At 40.5% G+C, this 17,644-nt stretch carries 16 protein-coding genes; 11 read left to right on the top strand and 5 right to left on the bottom strand.

What is annotated here, in order from left to right:
- Positions 1-133 precede the first annotated feature (133 nt).
- Positions 134-652, top strand: coding sequence for a spermidine N1-acetyltransferase (gene speG / locus FPK91_RS16520; protein WP_144212496.1), 519 nt, complete (start codon positions 134-136; stop codon positions 650-652).
- 84 nt (positions 653-736) lie between these two features.
- On the opposite strand, the gene FPK91_RS16525 is transcribed toward speG, so the two are convergent.
- Positions 737-1,792: a phosphotransferase gene (locus FPK91_RS16525; RefSeq protein ID WP_144212498.1), complete on the bottom strand. Its 1,056-nt coding sequence runs from the start codon at positions 1,790-1,792 to the stop codon at positions 737-739.
- A gap of 307 nt (positions 1,793-2,099) precedes the next feature.
- Between FPK91_RS16525 and FPK91_RS16530 the strand changes: the two genes are divergently transcribed.
- Entirely contained in the window at positions 2,100-2,360 is a 261-nt protein-coding gene (locus FPK91_RS16530) for a DUF5062 family protein (RefSeq protein WP_144212500.1), read from the top strand.
- Positions 2,361-2,443: 83 nt separating this feature from the next.
- Here FPK91_RS16530 and FPK91_RS16535 read toward each other — a convergent pair whose 3' ends face one another.
- A complete protein-coding gene (locus FPK91_RS16535) occupies positions 2,444-4,270 on the bottom strand; it encodes a mechanosensitive ion channel family protein (RefSeq protein WP_144212502.1) in 1,827 nt (608 codons plus the stop codon).
- 303 nt (positions 4,271-4,573) lie between these two features.
- Between FPK91_RS16535 and FPK91_RS16540 the strand changes: the two genes are divergently transcribed.
- The 3 genes from FPK91_RS16540 (at position 4,574) to FPK91_RS16550 (ending at position 7,470) form a co-directional block, all read left to right on the top strand.
- The gene (locus FPK91_RS16540; protein WP_144212504.1) at positions 4,574-4,951 is read left to right on the top strand and encodes a DUF4345 domain-containing protein; all 378 of its coding nucleotides are present in this window, start codon (positions 4,574-4,576) and stop codon (positions 4,949-4,951) included.
- A gap of 14 nt (positions 4,952-4,965) precedes the next feature.
- A complete protein-coding gene (locus FPK91_RS16545) occupies positions 4,966-6,468 on the top strand; it encodes an arylsulfatase (RefSeq protein WP_144212506.1) in 1,503 nt (500 codons plus the stop codon).
- Positions 6,469-6,681: 213 nt separating this feature from the next.
- The gene (locus FPK91_RS16550; RefSeq protein ID WP_227006596.1) at positions 6,682-7,470 is read left to right on the top strand and encodes a hypothetical protein; all 789 of its coding nucleotides are present in this window, start codon (positions 6,682-6,684) and stop codon (positions 7,468-7,470) included.
- A gap of 83 nt (positions 7,471-7,553) precedes the next feature.
- On the opposite strand, the gene FPK91_RS16555 is transcribed toward FPK91_RS16550, so the two are convergent.
- A complete protein-coding gene (locus tag FPK91_RS16555) occupies positions 7,554-8,084 on the bottom strand; it encodes a GNAT family N-acetyltransferase (protein WP_319593222.1) in 531 nt (176 codons plus the stop codon).
- A 29-nt stretch (positions 8,085-8,113) separates the two neighbouring features.
- Positions 8,114-8,749 (bottom strand): cold shock domain-containing protein, encoded by a 636-nt coding sequence (locus FPK91_RS16560; protein ID WP_144214499.1) that lies wholly within the window; start codon positions 8,747-8,749, stop codon positions 8,114-8,116.
- Positions 8,750-8,895: 146 nt separating this feature from the next.
- Between FPK91_RS16560 and FPK91_RS16565 the strand changes: the two genes are divergently transcribed.
- From FPK91_RS16565 to FPK91_RS16590, 6 genes are all read left to right on the top strand, one after another.
- Entirely contained in the window at positions 8,896-10,248 is a 1,353-nt protein-coding gene (locus FPK91_RS16565; RefSeq protein ID WP_144212510.1) for a M20 metallopeptidase family protein, read from the top strand.
- Between the two features lie 182 nt (positions 10,249-10,430).
- Positions 10,431-10,925: a peptidylprolyl isomerase gene (locus FPK91_RS16570; RefSeq protein ID WP_144212512.1), complete on the top strand. Its 495-nt coding sequence runs from the start codon at positions 10,431-10,433 to the stop codon at positions 10,923-10,925.
- 68 nt (positions 10,926-10,993) lie between these two features.
- The gene (locus FPK91_RS16575) at positions 10,994-11,773 is read left to right on the top strand and encodes an EcsC family protein (protein WP_144212514.1); all 780 of its coding nucleotides are present in this window, start codon (positions 10,994-10,996) and stop codon (positions 11,771-11,773) included.
- 226 nt (positions 11,774-11,999) lie between these two features.
- A complete protein-coding gene (locus tag FPK91_RS16580; RefSeq protein ID WP_144212516.1) occupies positions 12,000-13,676 on the top strand; it encodes an FG-GAP repeat domain-containing protein in 1,677 nt (558 codons plus the stop codon).
- A gap of 328 nt (positions 13,677-14,004) precedes the next feature.
- Positions 14,005-15,666, top strand: coding sequence for a hydroxylamine reductase (gene hcp / locus FPK91_RS16585; RefSeq protein ID WP_144212517.1), 1,662 nt, complete (start codon positions 14,005-14,007; stop codon positions 15,664-15,666).
- 192 nt (positions 15,667-15,858) lie between these two features.
- Complete coding sequence (locus tag FPK91_RS16590) at positions 15,859-17,013, top strand: hybrid-cluster NAD(P)-dependent oxidoreductase (RefSeq protein ID WP_405127368.1); 1,155 nt, start codon at positions 15,859-15,861, stop codon at positions 17,011-17,013.
- Between the two features lie 140 nt (positions 17,014-17,153).
- On the opposite strand, the gene FPK91_RS16595 is transcribed toward FPK91_RS16590, so the two are convergent.
- On the bottom strand, positions 17,154-17,480 hold the full coding sequence (locus FPK91_RS16595; RefSeq protein WP_144212521.1) for a DUF2956 domain-containing protein: 327 nt from the start codon (positions 17,478-17,480) through the stop codon (positions 17,154-17,156).
- Positions 17,481-17,644 lie beyond the last annotated feature (164 nt).

Genomic DNA, 17,644 nt, shown 5'->3' on the forward strand with positions numbered 1-17,644 from the left:
GATTTTGCCCATATAATCCGCCGCCGGCTTCTATTTTGCACAAAAAATCGACATAGATGATGGTGTCATTAATACATGGTAACTAATGGCTAACAGTTGTTTTTGCATTACTTTTTGTAATTGAAGGTGTGTTATGAGTCATGATATTAAATTACGTGCGCTTGAAAGAACTGATTTACGATTTATCCATCAGCTTAATAATAATCGAACGATTATGTCTTATTGGTTTGAAGAGCCTTATGAGTCATTTGATGAATTAGAAGAACTATACGGTAAACATATTCACGATAAGACCGAACGACGTTTTATTGTTGAAAATGATTTATCCCAGACAATTGGGTTAGTTGAATTGGTTGAGATTAATACCATCCATCGAAGCGCCGAATTTCAAATTATTATTGCGCCTAGTTTCCAAGGTAAAGGCTATGCCAGAACCTTGATTAGAAAAGCACTTAACTATGCCTTTACAATTTTGAACTTACATAAGGTGTATTTACACGTCGCGATAGAAAATGAAAGAGCGATCCATTTATATGAAAAGTGCGGTTTTAGAGAAGAAGGGCATTTGGTTAAAGAAATCTTTATTAATGGCAAATACTGCGACGTCAAGCGGATGTATATTTTACAGGGCGATCCGCAGTTATTGGCGTGAGCATTATGCTTATTGTTAAATATTAATTTCGTTATAGGATTTTAATGGGTGTTCTGGGCAAGTTAGGTAGCTTGCCCTTTTTATTTAACTCGCTTCAATCTGCTTGATTGCCTGCGCTGTTAGCATTTCAGTATAAGCATTAATTTTGACGTGCTGTGGGCTCCAGCCTTTGATGAATCGCTGAAAATCAGCCCATGCGATGCAATACAGTGGTCGCCATGTTTGCTCTACATCTGCAGCATCGATATCTGAGTTGTGTGCAGCTAAACTTTTTGTTAATTCCTGAAAGTAATAATCTAAATAATGCTCGATTAACGCAGGAGATTCATCAAATTTAAGGGTGCTGCTGAGTAGTAAAATCACATCTTTCATGCCACACCCTTGGCCTACATATTGAAAATCAACCGCTGCTGCTTTGTCATGGGCAGCATTAAAACAGAAGTTAGCGAGTTTAGCGTCGCCATGGACTAAGGTTTGATAGGGCGTTTGCTGCAAAGCTCGATCGATTGCTTCAGCAGCCGATTTTAATCGAAGATCTGTCAGTGCTGCTAATTCGTCTGGCCTAGTGGCTAAATGCCAGTATGTCCCGGTTGGCCAAAGCCCTGTTATGTTCACTTTAGGTGGTTTAATGGTTGAATCCTTTATTGAATCAACCAGCTTTTCCATAAATTGACCGTGAAAATACCCCAACCATTTAAGGCATGACAAAATAGCACTGTCATCGGCTTGAGTTAATGTTTGGTCGAAGCCTAAGGTGTGTAAGTCTTCAAGAATTAATAAGGTTTCTAATTCATTTTGTTCAATGAAGATACACTGAGGTACCGTACTTTGGTGGCTGCAAAGCTTGGCATAATGCTGGTACCAGTTTGCTTCAACTTGATAAGATTTTAGTTTACGTTGGTGTGACAGTGCCGTATTCCAACCTTTAGGGTGGCATTCAGGTTGTGGCAGTTTAATGTGTTTGACGATAACAGAAGTATACTGACTCCCCGATATTTTGGCGCGAAATAGCTCTCCATAGCCACCCCATAACGATTGTATGACGTCAATATTACTAATGCTAATATTGGCGCTGGCATCGGTATTTTCAGCACTCAGTGCATGGGTAATATCGTTGATAACGTCATTGCTGATTGCCATTAAGTCTCCGTTTAGTTGCTACTGTTATTCATCTTATTATCAATAATCAACCCATTTCCAGGCTCGAAAATGGTCGCTCACTATTGTGCCAGAACTAAAGTGTAAAAGCTGAAGTGTAAAAGTTAAGTGATTAGCTTGCTCAAATGCATGGACATCAGGTGCATATCTCGTTAATAAACAGATATTGATAGATTATTGTTCAAATAATATCTAAACAGCCTATCGGTGGTAGTTTTTAAGCTGCAGTTATTGAATTTTATGCCGAATAGCGTAGTTTTAGCTTAAAGACCCAAACGAGAGTGGTTATATGAAACCAGGTAAGAACGATACTAAATTGCTTAAACTCGCAATGGAAATTGGTGAGGGTTATGCAAAACGTAGAGGTTTTGAAAATTTTGGTGTTGGTATATCACCAAAAGATAAAGTGGAATGTATTTATCGTTTGTTAGTGCAAGATGGACTAATTCAGGGATTAGCAGAAGATAAAGATGATGGTCCTAATCGCAAACACAAATTGATTTTGTGGATCAGTCGCCAACTTCCTGAAGATCACCCTTTAATGAGTTAATTCATTTGTTTTGAATGAGCAGATTAACTAAAAATGCCGAGGTTATCTCGGCATTTTTATGTCTCGAACACACGTATAACGATTTAGCCTTTTATATCGACTTCAATGTCCGTTTCTTCCGGTGATTTCATCACATCTTTTGGCTTGGTCACACTGCCTTTGGGTGGATAGAGTAGCGTGCCTTTAAATTCTTCACGGGTATCTTCACTGAAATTAGGGAAGGGTAATGCGTCTTCTTCAATGAGCTGAGAAATGGTTTGTTCTGCCCTTTCTTGTACGGCTAAGTCCGCAGGGGTCGCATTTTGTAGTACGACGCTCTGACCGACTGGTGCGATATGAATATCCAGTTGCTTCATGATGTTGAGCAAGTGAAAATTCAAATCTTCAGCAATCCCAAAGTATTCATTGATGTCGCCAGTATCGATGTAAGCATTTACGTTAACCACAAACGCATCACGTTCTATTGCAAGAAAACGCGCACGTTGCGCCACTTCTAATACCCTTGGATGAGATAACAATAGCTTACGCAACTCCATTAACAGCATTTGCAGTTGCTCTTTGCTGGTATCAAGACTGATACGTAAATCATGTTTATAGCGGCGGCGATCAATCACTGAAAAGTTTTCTAATTCTTGTGATGAAAATACCGAGTTGGGGATATGCACTACGGTGCGATCGAGCTTTCTGATCCGGGTTGATCTCAGACCTATTTCTTCAACCACCCCCATAGTGGTGCCAAAACGACAAAAATCGCCCGGTTTAATCGGTCTTGCAGCATAAAGAGTTAGCGCGCCAAATACGTTTTCGAGGGGTTTTTGCGCCGCTAATGCAATCGCTAAACTGCCGACACCAAGTCCTGTTAAAATAGTGGCCATGTTATAGCCTGAGCTTTCAAACCACATTAAACCAATGACCACCACAATAACCATTTTTAATATCGCAACCATGGGTCTAAGCAAAGCGACACTGTAGCCCTTATCCAGATCATTTAGTTGCTTTGATTTGAAGGCAGAATAGAGTTCGACCAAACCTAATATCATGATGGTATTAGCGATATACAATAAGGTGCTGTTATCAAACCATACCCGTGCTCTTATGGATAATCCTAATGAAAGTGCAACATACTGTAGGCTTGAAAGGTATAAAAACCAGCGTAAGGTATTGCCTGAAAAACGGGTTAACCCAGCCAGTTTATGTTCAAACTTACGGGAAATTGATTTTGCGGCAATACTAATTAATCCAGTGGCAATCCAGCCAAAGAAAATACATAAACTGAATATGAGAAGCTGCCAGTTTTCCATGTGGAAGGCTTTAAATTGCGGCAGGAAATTAGCTAATGTTTCTATTTGTGGGCTATAGCCATATTCGTCCCAAAGTTCAGGCACTTTGGCGATGGTTGCGTTAGATATTTTCCATATTTTATTGCCTTTACCATCAGGGACTCGTTGCAGGTAAACAGGCACTGGACCTTGAGTGGTTTCTAACACGCCGAGTAAGTCGCGATAACTTGGTAGCTTATCGTTAAGGCGACCTTCGGGTTGATCACTTATCTGCGATAGGTCGAGGATGTTTTGTTTATTCCATAAAATAGCCAGCTTACGCAGCAATTCCGCGCCATCTTCAGGATTAATATCTTTGGGGAGGTAACGTAAATCTATGAATTCTGTGGCAGTTTCCCAATCGCTTTCTTCAATTGATCTCCCTATGGCTATTAAGGCGGATAATGGTGTTTCACCATCACGGGAAAGCATAAGCCCGCCTTGCGCTTCAGCAATTGCTTCGCTGCGTTTTTCAGCCTCAGCCACTTTTTTTAAATTGATGTCATCGGCAGCAATAACAGTATTTGAAACACCGACAATCGATAACAGCAAAAAAACTGTAAAAAGAGTTCGCCAAGTTTTCTGCAGCATAAGTTTATCCCTAAAAGCGCAATTTCAGACTCAAATATATGTGTTTTAAGGCCAGACTGCTAGCGTGATTTATCATATTTTTCACAAAGTTACTTAAATATATTTACACAGCCCCTGTGCGGTAATTATCTAGTGAGGTGGTTTAGCTGTATATATGTCTGATGCAGTTACTATTTAGCTTGTTTAAATGACGGTCGTTAATTGCCATCTCATTACTTAATCGTAAATTCCCCGCTGAAAAATTGTAAATACTTAAACCTCTACTACACTCAAATTAGTCACTACATAAGGAAGTGTTATTCAATGAAAATACAGCAAATTTTTCTCTTGTCTGCCGCTGTAGGGCTGACACCAATCGCATTATCTTATGGCTTATTCCCCGCAAAATCACTGGCATTCTTTTTCGATATAGATGCCGCCGCAACCAACACCACCCATATATTTCGAGCCGTTATGGGCTTGTATTTGGCACTGGTTATATTTTGGGTTAAAGGGGCAACGAGAGAGCATTTACTCGTGCCTGCTTTATATAGCTTGGTGGTATTTATGCTGGGTCTCGCGGCGGGGCGTTTTCTGAGTTTGGTGGTTGATGGGGTGCCAAATTGGTTACTTGTTGTATACATGTTTTTAGAAATTGGTTTTGGTGCTGTTGGCATCTATATGATTAAGAAGTCTACTTAAATTAAGGAGTTGTTATGAGAAGGATTGTTCAAATCGTTTTTTCTACTTTGCTGATGAGTGTTGCGTCCAGTGCGCTTGCTGCCAGTGATAAACCCAACATTTTTGTGATTTTTACCGATGATATCGGTATCTCAAACTTAAGTGCATACCATAATGGTGTGATGAGCAGTGATACGCCGAATATCGACAGTATTGCTAAGAAAGGTATTTTAATGACCGATTATTATGCTCAACCTTCTTGTACCGCAGGAAGATCAGCATTTTTAACGGGTCAACTTCCTGTACGTACGGGCATGCACTCGGTGGGTTTACCAGGGGGTCCAGTGGGCTTGCATGATGACACGCCCACCTTGCCAGAAATATTAAGCTCGATGGGATATATGACGGGCCAATTTGGTAAAAACCACTTGGGCGATCGTGATGAATTTTTACCGACCATGCACGGCTTTGATGAATATTGGGGCTGGCTCTACCATTTGAATGCAATGGAATATACCGAAGATCCTGATTGGCCAACCGATCCGGCATTTCAGTCTTTTGCACCACGTAATGTGATTCATGCTAAGTCGACGGGTAAGGGTAAACAAAGTATTAAAGATGATGGTCCGTTGTCGATTGATCGAATGCGCACCTTAGATGATGAAGTGAATAAACATACTATTAATTTCATTGAGCGTGCGGTTAAAGCCGATAAGCCATTCTTTACTTGGTACTGTCCGTCTCGCGGCCATGTGTGGACTCACTTATCACCAAAATATGAAAAAATGCTCGGTAAAAATGGTTGGGGATTACAAGAAGTGGTCATGAAAGACTTAGATGATCATGTCGGCGAAGTGCTAGCTAAAATCGAAGACTTAGGGATTGCCGATAATACCATCATTGTATTTACCGCGGATAATGGCCCTGAAATTATGACTTGGCCAGATGGCGGTATGACACCGTTTCACGGCGAAAAAGGCACAACTTGGGAAGGCGGTGTTAGAGCACCAATGTTAATTAGCTGGCCTGATAAAATTAAACCAGGGCAAGTCAGAAATGGCATGTTTGACGGTATGGATTTTTTACCGACATTAATTGCGGCAGCTGGTGGACCTAAAGATCTAAAAGAGAAGATGCTATCAGGATATAAAGGCTTTAAAGGCCATTTAGATGGTTATAACCAACTGGATATGCTGGTTAAAGACAGTCCTTCAAACCGTAAGGAGATCTTTTATTACGAACGAGATCGCTTGCAAGCAGTACGTGTCGGCGACTGGAAAGCCCATTTTATCATTCAAAATCATGGATGGGGTGGCGCTAAAGAAGAGCTGAATGCACCATTGTTGTTTAATCTTCGACGTGACCCATATGAGCGCGCCGCTGAAGAGTCTGGCATGTATGTCAAATGGATGGGTGAGAAAATGTGGGCGTTTGGGCCAGCACAGGCTGCAGTGCAGCAGCACTTAGCTACCTTTACTAAATGGCCTGCTCGTACGCCCAATGATTCACCGGTTAAGAATGGTGGCGTAGGCAACTAATCAGTAGCTAATAGGTAACTCAGTAATTAGGTGGATATCGGTAAGTCACCTTCTTGCTACGAAGATTTATATGGCCGTATTCGTTTGATGTTGTTATTACAGCGATGTTCAAATAGTGCGGCTATGTATCTTCAATTAGCTATGTTTCCAAAGTTGTTATGCACCATCCGTTGATATACACAGAGGCACGTTTAGTTTTTACATGGAGGTTTTATGAGCCGCAGTAAGTTAGTTGTTAGCCTAAGTTTGATGTTGTTAGGTGGAAGTGTTTTAAGCCCATTTATTGCTCATGCAGAAGAAAGTGAATCTGTTGCAAACTGGCAGCACAGTGCAGAAATCTATGGTATTGCGCTAAACATTCGCGGTGATAGCTCTGTTAATGATCAAAATTTAGAAGTGGATGTTGACCCTAAATTTATTATGGACACACTAGAAATGACCTTTATGGCTCATTTTGAGAGCGTATATAAAGACCAATGGGGTTTTTACATCGATTATAGTTTTATGAAACTCAATGGTGAAACGGACAATGTTTTAGATAACACTAATAATTTAGTGCTTAAAGGTGACATCGATATTCGTCAGGGGGTGTTAGAAGCAAAGGGGTTCAAACGTTATATATATGGTGAGCATACACTTGATTATACCGCCGGTATTCGTTGGTGGGATAATGACATCGATATGCAGCTGTATCGTAAAGATAATAATGCTATTTTTAGTGATATTAATATCGAAGAAGATTGGGTCGATTTTGTAGTCGGTATACGTTGGATGACGCCTATTAATACTGATTGGTTATATTACTTAAGTATTGATGCAGGTATGGGCTCAGATACGGATTTTACCTCAGCATTGCTCACGGGTGTTAGGTATAAAATAAACACTTGGTCTGATTTGAATATAGGTTATAAATCAATTTGGGTTGATTACGATAACGAAGAAAACTTTTCTTATGATACCGCCTCCCAAGGCTTTGTTATTGGCTGGGCTGCACACTTTTAACCCTAATTAACGATAAATATTTGGATGTATAAATGGGCGCCCTAATGTGATTAGTTGGCGCCTTTTTTGTGCTTTGCATCTAATTAATCAGTTGGCAGCGGATTACCTTTTAACGAGATAGCGTATCGTAGCAGGGTAAAACCTTCGTCTTCATATTGTCTGATAAACGTCATACCTAACTTTTCAATGATGTTGACTGAGCCAAGGTTCACATCCACTACTTCGCCGTAAACGATATCTAAATCCATGTGATGTTTTGCAAACTTAATACAGGCTTGATTTGCCTCAGTGGCATAACCCTTTCCCCAAAAGTCTTGATGTAAACGGTAGCCAATATCGATAGCGCTTATGCGTGAGTCATTTTTGAAACCGCAAAACCCAATAACTTGATTGCTGGTTTTAAGCACCACAGCCCAGCGAGCAAAACCGAACTGCTTATACTCTGTTAACCAAATATTTTGAATTATATTTTCAGCATCTTTTACTGTGTTACATAAGCCTGCATCACCTGTGTATCGAGTGACTTTCTCTGAGTTGAAGTGCAGCACAGCTTCTGCATCATCTAAGTTAAATTCACGGATGATGAGACGGTCTGTTTCGGTGATGATTTTCATAATGACCTCTATAAATTTTAGTTTGCCATTTAATTACAGAATTGACGTTCACAAGGAACGCCGTCCCCATTGCCATCCATTTGGGTGTCAGGGCAGTTTTTGATATAAAAAATGGCTTCTTCACACGAACGCATATGGCTGCAATGGGTTTTACCTGCTTCGCATTCAAACTTAGGCGTTGCGGGTGCTATGTTAGATTGAAGGTCACTTAACGTTTTATCTAATCCATTACCTGATTGAAGGGGGATTGATTGGGGACTTGGTTGTGACAGTGAGCTGGTATCTGAGTGAGATACATTACTGATGTCATAGTAAGCTTGGTAAGCAAAGCGGCCGATTGCGATAACAATCAAAATAATAATGATTCGGCTCATGGTGCCTGAAGCACTGGTAGCCTTTTGCATTTTTAGCGGGCCTTTCTTTTTCGGCGAGTTTTGGTTTGAGCGGGCATGAATCGCCACTTCTTTAATATTTGCTTTGATCGCTTTGATTTTGCCGTCAGCTTGTTGCTCTACAATATACTCAACATAATCACCTTTAATGGGCTTTCTGGCCATATGTTTAAGGATTGAAATATGAATAAACACGTCCCTTCCACCTTCATCAGGTTCAATAAAGCCGAAACCTTTACTACTATTCCAGCGAACTAATCGACCTGTTTCCATTATCACAAGTGTACTTCCTCTTTGAATGGCTAAATGCTTTAAAGCACATTATAAAATTGACCAAGCTTATGCTAGGTTATTAAGGCAATATAATAAATATTATTTACCTGCGGCTGAGACTCTTAGCGGCTAACAAGGAAGATACCATGAGATTCTCTGCACGCTTTGCTGCCATACCTACCGCGTTATCTATATCACTGGCTTTAGCTACAATCATTAATACAAACTCGCTTTACGCTGAAGAGCTAGAGGTGTCGGTGAACAAAGCAATGCCTCAACTTGAGGCGCTTTATACTCATTTGCATCAAAATCCTGAGTTGTCTTACCAAGAGAAAAATACCAGCCAACGGATGGCAAAGGAGCTGACTAAATTAGGCTTTGAGGTCACTGATAAATACGGTGGTTTCGGGGTGGTTGGTATATATAAGAATGGCGCTGGCCCAACTGTCATGATCCGTGCCGATATTGATGGTTTACCTATTATTGAACAAACGGGAAAACCTTATGCATCAACAGTCACCACACTAGATGCGCATAATAATACCGTGGGAATTATGCATGGTTGTGGCCATGATATTCACATGACCAGCATGATTGGCGCGGCTGAACAACTGATGCAACATAAATCAGAGTGGCAGGGCACCTTGATGATGGTGGCTCAGCCAGCTGAAGAAATGGGCGGCGGAGCTAAAGCGATGCTTAAACAGGGATTATTTAGTGAATTCCCCACACCAGATAGTGTTATCGGATTACATGTTAGTGCCTCTATCCCAGCGGGGAAGGTGGGCTCCATTAGTGGTTATGCGTTAGCGAATGTTGACTCGGTTGATATTACGATTAAAGGTAAAGGTGGTCATGGCGCTTATCCTCATTTAACCATTGACCCTGTGGTATTAGCGGCGCGTACAGTGCTTGCTTTGCAAACTATTCCTAGTCGCGAAGTTTCTCCACTTGAGCCCAATGTCGTAACCGTTGGTTCAATTCATGGTGGTTCAAAGCACAATATTATTTCCAATGAAGTGAAGCTGCAGTTAACACTGCGCTCATACAACCCTGAAGTACGTGAACAACAAATTGCGGCGATTAAACGCATTACTAAAGGCATTGCCATGAGTGCAGGTTTACCTGATGAGCTAATGCCTGTGGTTTATGTGCATGAAGATGAAAAAATACCTTCAACCTATAATAACCCTGAATTAGCCGCTGCAGTAAAAGCCAGTATTGAAACTGAAATTGGTAAAGATAATGTGGTGCTTGCGCCGCAGGTTATGGCCGGAGAAGATTTTGGCTTATATGGCAGAACTGATCAAAATGTTCCTATTACATTATTTTGGTTAGGCGCAGTTGAGCCTGCTAAATACCAAGCAAGCATTGCTAGTGGAGATAGCTTGCCATCATTACACTCAAGTAAATTTGCCCCTGATTATCCGTTAACGATTAATACCGGGGTTCGCGCCATGACACGCGCCGCAATGGATTTATTTAATAACGATAAATAGATACGGACTAATGCTGAAAGGGCTTTTGTATATTGATACACAGAGCCCTTTTTATTGCGCTCTTTTTGATTGAGCTCTTTTTATTGAGCAATTGTAGCCTCAAGATTCATTTAATTGTTATTACCTAATTGGCTATAACCGTTATAATTGGAGTTAACCTTTAGCTGTTGTATTGAGATCCCATGACCATTATTTTTACCACTAACCTTGGCGATATTCAGATTGAACTGGATATGGAAAAAGCCCCTGTTAGCTCAAAGAATTTTTTACAGTATTGCCAAGATGGCTTTTATGAACACACCATTTTTCACCGAGTGATTAAAGGCTTTATGATCCAAGGTGGTGGCTTTACAGCCAAGATGAAAGAAAAGCCAACGCTTGAGCCGATAGTGAATGAAGCTAATCGTGGCTTAAGTAATACCCTTGGAACGATTGCGATGGCAAGAACCGATGCTCCGCATTCAGCAACTGGGCAGTTTTTTATTAATACTGGCGACAATACTTTTCTAGATCATACAGCAACGACCAACAGTGGTTGGGGTTATGCAGTATTTGGCCGAGTGACAGCAGGTATTGAAGTGGTAAAAGAAATTGAAAAGGCTAAAACGGCAACAGTGGCAGGACATGAAGATGTGCCTAAAAAAGCCATAGTCATTGAGAAAGTCACCATTCTCTAAATTGTGATTTAATCTACTTAACAAAATGCTTTGAGAAGCATATTTAGTCGCTAATAAAGGGAGGCTCTGTGAGTTTATCACCGCAAGATAATATTGAATTAGCTCAGGCTAAACAGTTACTTGAAAATCCTGGTTTAGCGGCAAAAATCACTGACTTCATTGGTGCTCCCATTGAGCAGGGCTTCGCATTATTACCAAAAAGTGTCAGCAATGGTATAGGTAAAGTCACTGAGATGGCGTTGATGAAAGCCTCTGATGCAGCACTATTTACCATGAAAAATACCCCCCACGAACAATCTTCAGATCGCTGGCACAAATTAGGCGTGGCAGTAAGTGGTGGTGTTGGTGGTTTTTTTGGCTTGAGTGCGCTTGCTTTAGAGTTGCCTGTTTCAACGACTATCATGCTGCGATCAATTGCTGATATCGCCCGCAGTGAAGGTGAGCAACTTGATGAAGTTGCCACTAAAATGGCCTGTATGGAAGTGTTTGCCCTAGGCGGTGAATCTAATGATGACGATCAGGCTGAAAAGGGTTATTTTGCGGTACGAACAGTTCTTGCAAATTCAATTGCTGAAGCGGCGGAATATATTGCCACCAAAGGTTTTAGTAAAGAAGCTGCCCCGATGATGGTGAAGTTAGTCACCGTAGTGGCAGAACGCTTTGGTGTGCAAGTGACTCAAAAAGTGGCTGCTCAAGCGGTGCCAGCAATCGGCGCTGCGGGTGGTGCGATCATTAATACCCTGTTTATCGATCATTTTCAGGACATGGCAAGAGGACACTTTATTGTTCGAAAGCTTGAGCGAAAATATGGTGAAGAACTGGTTAAAATCACTTATCAGTCTATATAGCGGCTCATGCTTAATCGGAGCTTTAAAGAGGTATTTCAAGCAGGCATTTCAAATGAATAGCTAAGTGGTGAAAATGCTCTTCAACTTCCAAGAACCTGCAATACTCAAGTGGTAACAATTCAATAGTGTGAACTTTATCCAATCAAGGGTATCTTATTTACATAAGTTAATGGTTATGTAAGTTAATCATTATATAAGTCTCACCACTTAAGGATATGTTTTCAGGATGAATAAGTTAACACGCACTTTACTGGCATCAACCTGCTGTATTTTCCCTTTTGTTCAATCAGTTTTTGCAGCTGAAGCAGAAGTGAAATTTACCACTTTTAGCATTGATACCGAATTTGAGCTTACTCATCCGGTCATAAGTGTCAACTTACTCAATAATGAAGGCAATGAGTTATTAGCCATGGGTGTGGATGATGATCATAAGCGTTGGTTTTCAGTGTACGGTATTGTCGATAACCAATTAGTCATGCTAGATAAAGTCTTACTCAATAATGATGTATATAGTTTTGATATTAATGAAGTCGACAGTAACACCGATAGTACTCTTGCATTACAGCAACTGTATTTTGTCAGTGCTGAGCAGTTACTTCGTTATGTTCCGGTAACGGCTAAACCTTCTCAAAATGCTAGTAACAAGCTAGATTTGAATATGACACCTGCTGATGTCACTGCAGATCAAGATACGTCAATAATTCCCACTCTTTCTCTAAATGCCCAACAAACAGAATCTGCTCTAGTATCAGTATCAACAAACGGTGCTGGTGAATTAGTTCCTGTTGCCGAAATTAATTCTTTAGCAGTAACAGGGCATGCCGATTTTATCTCTCGAGGTGATTTTGTCAGTGATATCAATAATGATGATGTTGCCGATATTCTTATTAGTGATTTTAGAGAAATGCATGTGTTACTTGGTGCAGGAAACGATCAATTTACCCGACAGTCATTGCCATTATTACCTCAAGTTGAATTAACTAATCGCGGCGCCGAATATAGTCGCTCTAAGCTTTATCATAGTGACATGAACTTTGATGGCCGTGATGATATTGTCAAAGTCGGTGAAGGTTCGCTTGAAGTATATTATCAAGATGAACAAGCGCAGTTTGCCCCAATAGCCGAGTATATTGCAGTGAGCCAACCGATAAGTGGTATAGATTGGTGGAACAAGCGTGATGCTTATGGGCAGTCGCTTGATCAAAGTGATTTGCTATACCGTAAAGTTGAACGTATTGGTGATGTTAATGGTGACGACATAACAGATCTGGTGGTTCGATATACCAAAAGTTCTGGGGTATTTGATCGTACTAACGATTATGAGATTTATCTTGGTAGCAATAACAATGGCATCGTTGGTTTTGGGCGTGAGCCAGACACTATAATTAAAGCTGATGGCACCTTAACAGGGCTACGTTTCGATGATATTGATAATGACAATGTCGATGAAGTGATAGTGTCTGGGTTTGATATTGGCATCACGCAAATTGTTAGTGCATTACTCTCTGGCAGTATTGATCAAGATGTTCATGTTTTTAAAATGAATAGTGCGAGTCAGTTTGGTGAAAAAGCCAATGTCAGTAAAGAAGTTGAATTGAACTTCAGTTTAACCTCGGGACAAAGCGGCGAACCGGTAGTAGCACTTGCTGATATAAATGGTGATGGCTTTAAAGAGTTATTGTTATCTGATGATAATGAAACGCTAGATATTTATTTCGGCCAGGCGGGAAGCAATCCATTTTCAAAGCGATCGCAACAATGGGATATGACGATCCCTGTTGAGGGCTCAATGTTATCGGCAACCGATATTAATGCTGATGGCAAAGATGATTTACTGTTGAAGTTTGGTAAACAAGACCCTGAGAATCTGCAGCGTCGCTTTACTGTATTGTTGACCCAATAATGGTTTTATAAATAGTGTCCTACATAAGAGTTAATAAACTCTAGTCGTGTATTAAACGTTTAGCTCTGCATCCAATTAAACCAGTACTGTATTAATGCAGTGCTGGTTTTTTGCTATTAATAGTGTGAGTAACGGTTTATTAGACACATTATTCACACCCGTTATATTCCATTTAAACTAGAAGATGAAAAATATTAGCTATTACTGAAACTGATCTAGATCATAAAACCGATTAAATTTTGTAAAAAGTGGTTTAGCTTTTTGCTGATAAGCGTAAACTGATTTTAAACATGTAAATAGTATGCATGATTAAATTAGGAGCGAAGTGATGTTTTGTATTCAGTGTGAGCAAACAGTTAGAACCCCAGCAGGCAATGGTTGTAGTTATTCTCAAGGTATGTGCGGAAAATTAGCATCGACTTCAGACTTACAAGATTTATTAATCTACATGTTGCAGGGCGTTTCTGCTTATGCCGTTAAGGCTCGTCAGTTTGATATTATTGATGCAGAGATTGATACCTTTGTTCCTAAAGCTTTTTTCGCCACATTAACCAATGTGAACTTTGATGATGGACGTTTAGCTGATTACGCACATCAAGCCCAAGCTTACCGTAATAAGTTAAAAGCCGCTTACGAACAAGCCTGCGCTGAAAAAGGCGTAGCTGTTGAAGAAGTGATTGCTCAAGCTGAATTTAACTTAGCTGCTTCACAACCTGAAATGTTAGAGCAAGCACCTATCGCACTACCTAATCGTGGTGAAAACGTGCATGAAGATATTCTAGGTCTACGCCTACTTTGTTTATATGGCCTTAAAGGCGCAGCAGCTTACATGGAGCATGCACGTGTTCTCGATCAAACTGATGCAGATGTTGCTGGTGAGTTTCATCAAATCATGTCTTTCCTTGGCGAAGATTCAGTTGATGGCGATAAGCTATTTGCTACCGCTATGGAGATCGGTCAACTTAACTATCGTGTGATGGCGATGTTAGATGCTGGTGAGACAACGTCTTTTGGTCACCCAGAGCCAACTCAAGTAAACACCAAATCATTTAAAGGTAAGGCTATCTTAGTGTCAGGTCATGACATGAAAGATTTAGAACTTATCCTAGAACAAACTGAAGGTAAGGGCATTAATGTCTATACCCACGGCGAAATGTTACCAGCATTAGCTTACCCAGCATTTAAAAAGTTCTCACATTTAGTGGGTAACTACGGTAGCGCTTGGCAGAACCAACAACGTGAATTCTCTACGTTCCCAGGTGCTGTTGTCATGACTTCAAACTGTATTATCGACCCGAATGTCGGTGATTACTCAGACCGTATTTTCACTCGTAGCATTGTAGGCTGGCCTGGTGTGACTCACATCGAAGGTGAAGACTTTAGCGCTGTGATTGATAAAGCACTAGAGCTTGAAGGCTTTAGCTACGATGAAATTCCACACGAAATCACGATTGGTTTTGCTCGTAATGCCTTAATGGAAGCGGCGCCAACAGTAGTTGAAAACGTTAAGAATGGTTCAATTAAGCACTTCTTCTTAATCGGTGGTTGTGACGGTGATAAGTCAGAACGTAGCTACTTTACTGATTTAGCTAAGTCTGTACCTGATGACACCATTATCCTGACCTTAGGTTGTGGTAAGTACAAATTCAACAAACTTGAGTTTGGCGATATCAATGGTATTCCGCGTTTATTAGATGTTGGCCAATGTAACGATGCATACTCTGCTATTCAGTTAGCGCTAGCATTAAAAGATATCTTCGATTGTGACTTAAACGAACTGCCGTTAAGCATCGTGCTTTCATGGTTCGAGCAAAAAGCGATAGTTGTGTTACTGACTCTATTGTCACTTGGCGTTAAAAATATCCGTACAGGCCCTACACCGCCTGCATTCTTAACGGCTAACTTGGCTCAAGTGTTAGAAGACCAGTTTGGTTTACGCAATACAACTGATGTAGCAACTGATCTTAAAGCGATGATCAAAGCCGCTTAATTGGTTGTTAATGGTGATATAAGCTTAGGTTTATATCACCTTTTTTTTTGTTTGTTTTTATCACATGATTTCCCATACAGGTGCAATATGAGTTCATCAGGATTTTCATTTTCAGCAGCATTATCAGCAGCCCAATCAACGACAGATGACAAAAAATCAGCTGATAAGGTAATAGCCAAACCGAGTTTCTCAATGTCGGGTGCACTTGCTGCCAAAGCAAAGATAACGACTGAGGTTACTGCAACTGCTGATAATAAAAAGACCACGAATTCAAATGACGCTCTACTCAAAGCCGATGACTGGCAACGGGGCGATATTCAATTACGCTGTACTGAAAAGTGGCATGAAACTCATGATGTAATAAGTTTTCGATTTCAAGGTTTATCACCGGTTAAGTTTACTTATAAACCGGGACAATTTATTACCTTCAAATTAGAAATAAACGGCGAGATGGTATACCGCAGTTATACCATGTCATCTTCGCCATCAAGACCTTACTCAATTGTAGTGACGGTTAAACGTATTCCTGGTGGTCAAGTTTCTAACTTCTTAGCGGATAGCGTTAATGAAGGTGATGTCATTACGTTAATGGGGCCGGACGGCGCGTTTAACTTAGTGGATATAGCAGCTGAAAAGTATTTATTTTTAAGTGCAGGCAGCGGTATTACGCCAATGTATTCAATGTCTCGTTGGCTGCTCGATACCAAAGTCGGCAGTGATATTGCGTTTGTTCACAGCGCTAGAGGCAACGACGATATTATCTTTGCTGATAGTTTAGCGGCAATGGCACATCGTAGTGCCCAGTTCCAATTGAGTTATATGTTGGAATCAGCAGATGATCTATCAGCAGGCATCAATCATACCGCTAATGACAGCCGTATGGTGGGACGCATAGATGTTGAGAAGTTAACTGCATTAGTGCCTGACTTTATGTCTCGCACCATCTTTGTCTGTGGGCCTGAACCTTATATGGTTGCAGTTAAATCACTGATTGAGAGCAGTACTTTTGATATGAGCCGCTTTCATCAAGAAAGCTTTACTGGTGCAGCAAAAACGTCTGATAGCAGTACTGATTCAGCCTCAACCGCTGCCAAGTTTATGTTATCAATTGATAAAAAAGATATTTCACTATCGACTGAGCAAACATTACTCGATGGTATAGAGTCAGAAGGGCTACCGATAATAGCGGCATGCCGAAGCGGTGTGTGCGGCGCATGTAAGTGCCAAGTGACTTCAGGTACGACTGAATCTAGCAGCACGATGACATTAACCGCTGAAGAAATTGCAGCGGGTTATGTGTTAGCTTGCTCGACTAAAATCACTTCTGATGTAACCTTAAAAATGTAAGCTTATTTACAGCAAAATTTAATTTAAAAACAGTCAGCTATGCTGACTGTTTTACTTTGTATCTGTTAATAATCGCAGTGTAAAGTATCGCGACTTACATCTTAGAACCCGAAGATTACTGTTCAGGCCAAGATTGAAAATTAACTAGCTTGTGTAAAAAAGTAGCCAATAAAACCTGCCCAGCTGGCGATGAGTAATCCCCATGGTAAATAAGCTGTTGATGTTTGTGGTTCTGCCACTTCCTCAACATCGTTATCATTGAGCTGATTTTTAGCTTTTAAAGTTTGCTTACGTAACTTATCTTTGTCACGCGCTTTGACTTTATGCTGTTTTTTATACTCTGCAATTCCCTTCTCAATACCTTGAGCTATCAGTTTTGTTTGCTCTTTAGTTTGCGAAGGTTTTTGAGTGGCTTTAGCGACTTTCATTGCTTCTACTTGGGTTTCTTGAGAGATATTTTTAGCCATTATTTCAACTTATAGTCATGTTAATCGAGCTGTTATTACTGTGAGTGTTCAGCTTTAGCGCCACCGGTATGTGCCACACTATAACGAATCTAGGCAACGATGATAAATCATCAGATTAATTTTTGTTAAAGCATGCGCTAACGCACGCGTGTTATTGCGAATAT

The sequence above is a fragment of the Shewanella donghaensis genome, from assembly GCF_007567505.1.
Taxonomy (GTDB): domain Bacteria; phylum Pseudomonadota; class Gammaproteobacteria; order Enterobacterales; family Shewanellaceae; genus Shewanella; species Shewanella donghaensis.

Bases quoted from the DNA above. Each gene is read 5' to 3' on its own strand.
- FPK91_RS16560 (WP_144214499.1), bottom strand. From the start codon at position 8,749: ATGGAAACAGGTCGATTAGTTCGCTGGAATAGTAGTAAAGGTTTCGGC.
- FPK91_RS16540 (WP_144212504.1), top strand. From the start codon at position 4,574: ATGAAAATACAGCAAATTTTTCTCTTGTCTGCCGCTGTAGGGCTGACA.
- FPK91_RS16565 (WP_144212510.1), top strand. From the start codon at position 8,896: ATGAGATTCTCTGCACGCTTTGCTGCCATACCTACCGCGTTATCTATA.
- FPK91_RS16545 (WP_144212506.1), top strand. From the start codon at position 4,966: ATGAGAAGGATTGTTCAAATCGTTTTTTCTACTTTGCTGATGAGTGTT.
- speG (WP_144212496.1), top strand. From the start codon at position 134: ATGAGTCATGATATTAAATTACGTGCGCTTGAAAGAACTGATTTACGA.
- hcp (WP_144212517.1), top strand. From the start codon at position 14,005: ATGTTTTGTATTCAGTGTGAGCAAACAGTTAGAACCCCAGCAGGCAAT.
- FPK91_RS16535 (WP_144212502.1), bottom strand. From the start codon at position 4,270: ATGCTGCAGAAAACTTGGCGAACTCTTTTTACAGTTTTTTTGCTGTTA.
- FPK91_RS16580 (WP_144212516.1), top strand. From the start codon at position 12,000: ATGAATAAGTTAACACGCACTTTACTGGCATCAACCTGCTGTATTTTC.
- FPK91_RS16525 (WP_144212498.1), bottom strand. From the start codon at position 1,792: ATGGCAATCAGCAATGACGTTATCAACGATATTACCCATGCACTGAGT.
- FPK91_RS16550 (WP_227006596.1), top strand. From the start codon at position 6,682: ATGAGCCGCAGTAAGTTAGTTGTTAGCCTAAGTTTGATGTTGTTAGGT.
- FPK91_RS16595 (WP_144212521.1), bottom strand. From the start codon at position 17,480: ATGGCTAAAAATATCTCTCAAGAAACCCAAGTAGAAGCAATGAAAGTC.
- FPK91_RS16555 (WP_319593222.1), bottom strand. From the start codon at position 8,084: ATGAAAATCATCACCGAAACAGACCGTCTCATCATCCGTGAATTTAAC.
- FPK91_RS16530 (WP_144212500.1), top strand. From the start codon at position 2,100: ATGAAACCAGGTAAGAACGATACTAAATTGCTTAAACTCGCAATGGAA.
- FPK91_RS16590 (WP_405127368.1), top strand. From the start codon at position 15,859: ATGTCGGGTGCACTTGCTGCCAAAGCAAAGATAACGACTGAGGTTACT.
- FPK91_RS16570 (WP_144212512.1), top strand. From the start codon at position 10,431: ATGACCATTATTTTTACCACTAACCTTGGCGATATTCAGATTGAACTG.